This window comes from Vibrio sp. 2134-1, from assembly GCF_033339495.1.
Genome location: NZ_JAWOUS010000308.1, coordinates 1 through 784, shown reverse-complemented (window position 1 = coordinate 784; position 784 = coordinate 1). Strand labels below are relative to the sequence as shown.

Genomic DNA, 784 nt, shown 5'->3' with positions numbered 1-784 from the left:
TCGCCATGTCCGCTAACTTGAATTGCAGCGCCTGAAATTGCGCTAACGATTTTCCGAACTGTTTTCGCTCCTGCATATATTGCGTAGCTTGATTCAGAGCTTGTTGCGCCGTACCAACGGAACAGGTCGCGATATTAATGCGCCCACCGTCCAATCCTTTCATGGCAAATATGAAGCCTTGCCCTTCTTCGCCCAGTAAATGACTTGCTGGAATAACGACATTGTCAAACGTAACCGCGCGTGTTGGTTGACTGTTCCAGCCCATTTTGGGCTCTTTTCGCCCATAACTGATGCCGTCAGCTTGAGCAGGAACAACAAATGCAGACACACCTTTGGCACCCGCTTCGCCCGTTCGCGCCATCACGACCAAAACATCCGTCTCTCCTGCGCCGGAGATAAATGCTTTACCGCCATTCAACACGTATGTATCGCCTTTTTTGCTCGCGGTTGTGGTCAACGAAGCGGCATCCGACCCCGCATTGGGCTCTGTCAAGCAATACGAACCCAACCATTCTCCGGTGACGAGTTTAGGACAATATTTGGCTCTCACGTCTTCGGTCGCGAAACTCGCCACCATCCAACTCACCATATTGTGGATGGTCATGAAAGCAGTCGTCGACGTGCACCCCATGGAGAGCTGCTCAAAAACAATCGACGCATCCAAACGGCTTAACCCCAAACCACCATGTGCTTCTGGCGTGTAGAGGCTGAGAAAACCCAGTTCTCCCGCCTCTCTCAATACGTCTTTGGGAAAGATCTGTTTTTCATCCCACTCTGCGGCCAT

Annotated in this window: 1 protein-coding gene; it reads right to left on the bottom strand. The window is 51.4% G+C overall.

What is annotated here, in order from left to right:
* On the bottom strand, positions 1-784 hold a 784-nt coding region (locus R7R78_RS25645; RefSeq protein ID WP_225474559.1), incomplete at both ends, for an acyl-CoA dehydrogenase family protein.